Here is a 6,325-nt window from a genome sequence, read left to right on the forward strand (position 1 = left end):
CCGAATGAATTTCGCGCCATGGTGGCGGCGCTGGGCAAAAAGGGTCTTCAACTCGATGCCGAAGGCTGCATGAAGCGCACGCCGCGCGGCTTCGAACACGTCGCCGATAAAGAGCTGGTCGCAGCGATCCGCAACCGGCATCTCGCGGTCCGGCACGTGGTCGATCCGGCCGCGATCCATGGTCCGGGCCTGGTCGACGAGCTTGTCGATTTCGCCGTGCGCGCCAAGCCGCTGCTGGACTGGGGCAGGGCGATCGAGGGCAAGAGCGCTAACGACAAGGGTTCCTTACCGTCGACCTGACGATCATTTCCGCTGATCGTTGGCTCAAGCGAATTCGTGTGACAAGGTCGGCGGCTGCACCTAATACCGCCGCTCCCGAGGGAGTGGTCGATGACGACGGATGCAATTTCCGACAGCAGCGCGAAGGACGATTTCTGGCAAGGCGTGCGGCTGTCGATGCCGGTCGTGGTCGCATCGGCGCCGTTTGCGCTCTTGTTCGGCGCGCTCGCGGTCGAGCAGGGATTCTCGGTCCTCGAAGCGTTCCTCATGAGCGCGCTGGTCTTCGGCGGCGCCAGCCAGATGGTCGGCATCCAGCTGTTCGGCCAGCATGTCGCGCCGTGGCTGATCGTGCTGTCGATCTTCGCCGTCAATTTCCGCCATGTGCTCTATTCAGCTGGCATCGGGCGGCGCATCGCGCACTGGCCGCTGATCCAGAAGGCGCTCGGCTATTTCATCCTGACCGATCCGCAGTACGCGGTGGCCGAGGCGAGGGCGCAGTCAGGCCAAACGGTCGGCTTTGCCTGGTATCTTGGGCTTGGCCTGCCGGTCTATATCTTCTGGATTGTCGAAAGCGCGCTCGGTGCGGTGTTCGGCAAGCTCATTCCCGACACCCATGCGCTGGGTATCGATTTCCTGCTGCCGATCTACTTCCTCGGTCTTGTGCTGGGCTTTCGCAAGCGGCCCTTGTGGCTGCCGGTGGTCATCGCCAGCGCCGTCGGCTCCATCATCGCCCACAAGACGGTCGGCTCCCCCTGGCACGTCTCGATCGGCGCCGTTGCCGGCATCCTGCTTGCCGTCATCCTGCCCCCCCACCATAGCGGCGTGGGGCCACGGCCGTGAGCACGACATTCTGGATCATCATCGCCGCGGCGGTCGCGACCTATGTCACGCGCATCGGCGGACATCTGGTCATTTCGCGGTTCGAGAACATCCATCCGCGCGTCGAGGCCGGACTGAACGCCGTGCCGGCGGCGGTGCTGACGACGCTGGTGGCGCCGGAGATGCTCAATGCCGGACCAGCGGAATGGGCCGCGCTGGTGGTGACGGCTCTGGTTTCGCTGCGCGGCGGGCTGATGGCGATGTTCCTGGCGGGAGCCGCGGTGCTGATCATCGCGCGGCAGTTCGTCGGATAGGCGTATCGATATTCAGGTGATGACGGCCTGCAAACGATGGTTTCCTGCGCTTCCGGTGCTCACGTACAGAAAAGTACGCTCCGCTCCGGTGCTCGGAAACCATCGTTTTCGGCTCGTCCTGACCTGAATCTCAATACGCCTTAGCCCCTCAAAAAAGTCAGATCTTCGCGTCGTGCGGCAGGGGTGCGGTTGCTTTCTCCAGCCAGGCTAGTGTCTCGCCGTCCAGCATCGGGCCGATCTCGGCCAGCACGCGGGCGTGATAGGCGTCGAGCCATTGCAGTTCGTCGCGCGTCAGCAGGTCGGTGCGCACCAGCCGCTTGTCGATCGGCGCCAGGGTTAGCGTCTCGAAGTCGTGCATGGCGATGTCGCCCCCTTCGATCCGCGCCGCCGCGGTCACCAGGATGAGGTTCTCGATGCGGATGCCGTAGGAGCCTTCCTTGTAATAGCCGGGCTCGTTGGACAGCATCATGCCCTCGAGCAGCTTCTCGGTGCCGGTGCGGGCGATACGCTGCGGCCCTTCATGCACGGCGAGGTAAGAGCCGACGCCATGGCCGGTGCCATGCGCGAAATCGCAGCCACGCCTCCACAGCGCCATGCGGGCGATGGCGTCGATTTCGGAGCCGCGCGTGCCGGCGGGGAAGCGCAGCGCGGAGATGCCGATCATGCCCTTCAGCACCAGGGTGAAGCGTTCGCGCATCTCCTCGGTCGGCTCACCGATGGGTACGGTGCGGGTGATGTCGGTGGTGCCATCCTGGTACTGGGCGCCGGAATCGAGCAGGAACAACTCGCCCGCTTGCAGCTTGCGGCTGGTGGCGCGCGTCACGCGATAATGGATGATGGCGCCGTTGGGACCAGCGCCAGAAATGGTGTCGAAGGATACGTCGCGCAGCGGCATCTGCGTTTCCTCGCCAGTCCGCCGCCGCGTCTCTTCCAGCCTGGTGACGACGTCGATCTCGTCGAGCGTCCCTGGCTCCTGCCGGTCCAGCCAGCACAGCAATCTGGCGATCGCGGCGCCGTCGCGGCGGTGAGCGGCGCGGCTGCCGTTGATCTCGGCCTGGTTCTTGGTTGCGCGTGGAAGGCGGGCGGGATCGGCAGCGGCAATGACGGTGCCGCCATTGTCCTCGACAAGCGTGCGCAATCTGTCCGCCGCCAGCACCGGGTCAAGCGCGATCTTGGCGCCGTTCTTGGCCAGGGCAACGACCGCCGCTTCGAATTCGCCTGGCCCGTGCAGGTCGGCAAGCTGGGTGAGATAGGCCGCGACCTGGCGCGAGAATTTGCGCTGGTCCATGAACAGCTGGTGCGTTCCGTCAGCGGCAAGAATGGCGAAACCCAGAGCCAGGGGCGTATGCGCCACGTCGCCACCGCGAATGTTGAAGGCCCAGGCGATGGAGGCGGGGTCGGTCAGCACGGCGTGGGTGGCGCCATCCGCGCCGATGGCCGCCGCCAGCCGCGCCAGCTTGTCTTTGGCGAGCTCGCCGGCAAAGCCGATCGGGTGAATTTCGACGGGCGCGGCAGGTGCTTCCGGCTGATCCGTCCAGATGATGTCGATCGGGTTCCTGTCGAGCGGCACCAGGATCGCTCCGGTTTTATCCGCCGAGGCCCGCAGCGCTTTGACCTCGCTGATCGTGTGCAGCCACGGATCAAATCCGAGCCGGGCGCCTTTCCCAAGATTGTCCTTGAGCCAGGAGGCGGGCGGGTTGTCGACCAGGCTTTCAATCGAAAAGACATCGAGAGCGACCTCGCCGCGTACCTGCAGCGTGTAGCGGCCGTCGACAAAGACGAAGGCGCGGTCGCGCAGCACGATGGCGACACCGGCCGAGCCGCTGAAGCCGGTCAGCCATTTCAGCCGGGCCGAACGGTCGGCGACATATTCGCCCTGGTGTTCGTCGGCGCGCGGAATGACAAACCCGTCGAGGCCATTGTCCGCCAGCCATTGGCGCAACAGCGCCACGCGGGGTTTGCCGACGGCCGGGTCGCCGGCGGAGTCAAAGGTCTGGAACATTGGGGCCTCCTGTAATCGCGCGACCGTATCGTATGGCCCTGGAATTCGGAATCGATTTCCACGGGGCGCAAACTGCTACGGCGTCGCCTGGCTGACAACCGGCTGGGCTTGGTCCAAGCCGGCCGGTCTCAGTGCTTGAGGTGGATCGTCACCCAGCCTTCGCGGTGCAAGGTGCGTACGTGGCGGAAATTCTGGCCGACATAGGCCGAGATGACGGCATCGCGCTGGCGCTCGAGGATACCGGACAGCACGATCGAGCCGCCAAGTGCGATATGACCGGCCATCTGCGGCGCCAGCCGCATCAGCGGGCGCGCCAATATGTTGGCGACGATGAGATCGAAAGGCGCGCGCTTGCCGAAGATCGGGTGGTGGAAGCCCGGCGCGGTCACCGTCTCGATCAGCGCCTTGACGTGGTTGAGCCGGGCATTGGCGGCGGCGACCCTGACCGCCACCGGATCGATGTCGGTGGCCAGCACCGGAATATGCGCCAGCTTGGCGACGGCGATGGCCAGGACCGCGCTGCCGGTGCCGAGGTCGAGCGCGTTGCGCGGGCGCTCGCGCCGCACGACCTTCTCCAGCATCTCCAGGCAGCCTGATGTGGTGCCGTGATGGCCGGTGCCGAAGGCAAGGCCGGCCTCGATCTCGATGGCGAGCTCGCCGCTGTGGCGTTTTGCGCGATCATGCCCGCCGTGGACGAAGAAGCGACCGGCGCGCACCGGCTTCAACCCTTCCAGCGAGCGCGCCACCCAGTCCACGTCGGGCAGCGACTCGCGCTCAATGGGCGGCGACAGGGAAAGGCCGGCGAGAATGTCCTTCACCCGCGCCTCGACCCCATCGACGTCGTCATCGGCATAGAGCGAGACTTCGTGGATGTCCTTGTCCTCGTCGACCTCCAGCACGGCGATCGGCAAGCCCTCATCCTCGAAGGCCATCTCGAACGCCGCGAAGATGCGCTCGGCGTCGATCTTGCCGGTGATGAAATGCAGCCGTGTCTGGGTCATGAATTCCATTCTTGTTGAGCGTGACGCGATCGGAAACCGGTTCCGCTGATCCGGCCGCGCCTAGCCTCTGGCGGCCAGCCGTTTCAACTTGGCGACTGCCGTCTCGGCACCTTCGCCATAGGCGATCGTGCCGGCAAAGTCGCCCTTGCCGTCAAGCAGCAGGACCGAGGCGGTATGGTCCATCGTGTAGTCGCCGTCGCCGGTATCGACCTTCTTCCAGTAGATGCCGAAGGACTTGGCCATGGCGTGGACCTTGTCCGGATCGCCGGTGATGCCGGTGATCCGGTCGGAGAAATTGCTCACATAGGTGTTCATCAGCTCGGGCGTGTCGCGCTCCGGATCGACCGAGACGAAATAGGCGCGAAGGTTCTTGCCGTCGTCGCCAAGGGTCTTCAGCCAGCCGGCGAGTTCGAACAGCGTGGTCGGACAGACCTCCGGGCAATGGGTGAAGCCGAAGAAGACGACGCTGGGCTGGCCCCGGAACGCGGCCTCCGTGATCGGCGCGCCTTTCTGGTCGACCAGGCTGAATGCGGCGCCGTAGGGCTCGCCGCCATACAAGGTCCGGTACCAATTGAAGGTCATTATGCCTGTAACACCCGCCATCAGCACGAGAATGCCGATCAGGATGAAGCGCATTGTGGGTGATGGTGCACTGGACATATCGAATCGACCCAAGCAAAACTAAGCGTGCTGTGAACTCTGTCCGCAGCGACGAGAATCCGGATTTTGTAGCGTGCGACCATAGTGTTTCGTGTGGCCGGACGCAAAGAGGTCGCGTTGACGCAACCAGCTGCATGTCGATCGGCTCGGGCGACTTGCAAAGCCGCGCCGTTCGCCCCACCTGTGACCGGCAACTCGAACCCCAGGAGGCTGGTTTGCCACGATTGACCGGGCGAAAACTGATCGGCGGCGCGCTGGCCGCCTTTACGATGATTGGTGCGGGCACTGCCGTGGCCGAGGAAGTCGGCAAGGTCGGTGTCGACTGGGTCGGCAACGACATCATCGTCGAGGCGATCAAGGATCCCAAGGTCGAAGGCGTCACCTGCCACGTCTCCTATTTCGACCGCAGCGTCATCGACCGCCTGCACAAGGGCAATTGGTTCGAGGATCCGTCCGATTCCTCGATCTCCTGCCGTCAGACCGGCCCGATCACCATCGGCGACATCGACATGAGCGAGGGCGGCGAGGAAGTGTTCAAGCAAGGCATCAGCCTGATCTGGAAGAAGCAGGTGGTGAACCGCATCTACGACAAGGCCAACGAGACGCTGATCTACCTGTCGCATTCGCGCCAGGTGCAGAACGGCTCGGCCAAGATGTCGCTGACCACCGTGCCGCTTTACGGCCAGAACGTGGTGTGGACCAACGGCAAGCCGAAATAGGCTCTGTGCGTCGCGTGCCGAATGGCTCGACGGACGATAGCTCCCGCCTTGCGGGAGCAATCGCTCGGGGGTAAAGCCGCCGGCATGGATCGTTCCGAAACTCTTGTGCCGAAGGATTCCGAACCGCGCATCCATCCGACCGCGGAGCTCAAGGCATGCAAGCTCGGCCGCTATGTGTCGATCGGCGAACGGGTTGTGCTGCGCGAGGTGAGCGTCGGAGACTTCTCCTATTTCGAGCGCCACAGCGAAGCGATCTACACCACGATCGGGAAATTCTGCTCGATCGCCGCCAACAGCCGTCTCAATGCGCTTGAACATCCGATCGAGCGGCTCACCCAGCACAAGGTCAGCTATCGGCCGAATGAGTATTTCCGCTGGCTGGGGGTCGATGCGGTGTTCCGCCAGAGGCGGCAGTCAAAAGCCGTGACCATCGGCCATGATGTCTGGATCGGCCACGGCGCGGTGATCATGCCGGGCCTGCATATCGGCAACGGCGCCGTCGTCGGCGCCAACGCGGTGGTGACGCATGAT

8 protein-coding genes are annotated in these 6,325 nt (G+C 64.3%); 5 read left to right on the forward strand and 3 right to left on the reverse strand.

Annotated features, from left to right (window positions below; all coding sequences use genetic code 11):
• From WC739_RS23900 to WC739_RS23910, 3 genes are all read left to right on the forward strand, one after another.
• A partial coding sequence (locus tag WC739_RS23900; protein ID WP_372955464.1) for a DUF2461 family protein occupies nucleotides 1-300 on the forward strand: 300 nt, incomplete at its 5' end.
• A 90-nt stretch (nucleotides 301-390) separates the two neighbouring features.
• Nucleotides 391-1,119, forward strand: a complete 729-nt coding sequence (locus WC739_RS23905) for an AzlC family ABC transporter permease (RefSeq protein ID WP_372955465.1) — start codon at nucleotides 391-393, stop codon at nucleotides 1,117-1,119.
• A complete protein-coding gene (locus tag WC739_RS23910; protein WP_372955466.1) occupies nucleotides 1,116-1,412 on the forward strand; it encodes an AzlD family protein in 297 nt (98 codons plus the stop codon). The genes WC739_RS23905 and WC739_RS23910 overlap by 4 nt, the downstream gene beginning before the upstream one ends.
• Before the next feature lie 157 nt (nucleotides 1,413-1,569).
• On the opposite strand, the gene WC739_RS23915 is transcribed toward WC739_RS23910, so the two are convergent.
• From WC739_RS23915 to WC739_RS23925, 3 genes are all read right to left on the reverse strand, one after another.
• Nucleotides 1,570-3,414, reverse strand: coding sequence for an aminopeptidase P family protein (locus WC739_RS23915; protein ID WP_372955467.1), 1,845 nt, complete (start codon nucleotides 3,412-3,414; stop codon nucleotides 1,570-1,572).
• A gap of 128 nt (nucleotides 3,415-3,542) precedes the next feature.
• Nucleotides 3,543-4,415, reverse strand: a complete 873-nt coding sequence (locus WC739_RS23920; RefSeq protein ID WP_372955468.1) for a 50S ribosomal protein L11 methyltransferase — start codon at nucleotides 4,413-4,415, stop codon at nucleotides 3,543-3,545.
• Between the two features lie 60 nt (nucleotides 4,416-4,475).
• Nucleotides 4,476-5,075 (reverse strand): SCO family protein, encoded by a 600-nt coding sequence (locus WC739_RS23925; RefSeq protein ID WP_372955469.1) that lies wholly within the window; start codon nucleotides 5,073-5,075, stop codon nucleotides 4,476-4,478.
• Nucleotides 5,076-5,344: 269 nt separating this feature from the next.
• Here WC739_RS23925 and WC739_RS23930 point away from each other — a divergent pair, with 269 nt between their 5' ends.
• Together WC739_RS23930 and WC739_RS23935 are read left to right on the forward strand one after the other, a co-directional pair.
• Nucleotides 5,345-5,794 carry a CreA family protein gene (locus tag WC739_RS23930; RefSeq protein ID WP_372955471.1) on the forward strand — a complete coding sequence of 150 codons (450 nt, stop codon included), beginning with the start codon at nucleotides 5,345-5,347 and terminating at the stop codon, nucleotides 5,792-5,794.
• Between the two features lie 84 nt (nucleotides 5,795-5,878).
• On the forward strand, nucleotides 5,879-6,325 hold a 447-nt coding region (locus WC739_RS23935; RefSeq protein ID WP_372955470.1), incomplete at its 3' end, for a DapH/DapD/GlmU-related protein.

The organism is Mesorhizobium sp., assembly GCF_041661565.1.
In the GTDB taxonomy this organism is placed as follows: Bacteria; Pseudomonadota; Alphaproteobacteria; order Rhizobiales; family Rhizobiaceae; genus Mesorhizobium.

Excerpts from the sequence above, each read along its gene's own strand:
- WC739_RS23905 (WP_372955465.1), top strand. The coding sequence starts at position 391 with ATGACGACGGATGCAATTTCCGACAGCAGCGCGAAGGACGATTTCTGG.
- WC739_RS23915 (WP_372955467.1), bottom strand. The coding sequence starts at position 3,414 with ATGTTCCAGACCTTTGACTCCGCCGGCGACCCGGCCGTCGGCAAACCC.
- WC739_RS23920 (WP_372955468.1), bottom strand. The coding sequence starts at position 4,415 with ATGACCCAGACACGGCTGCATTTCATCACCGGCAAGATCGACGCCGAG.
- WC739_RS23925 (WP_372955469.1), bottom strand. The coding sequence starts at position 5,075 with ATGTCCAGTGCACCATCACCCACAATGCGCTTCATCCTGATCGGCATT.
- WC739_RS23930 (WP_372955471.1), top strand. The coding sequence starts at position 5,345 with ATGATTGGTGCGGGCACTGCCGTGGCCGAGGAAGTCGGCAAGGTCGGT.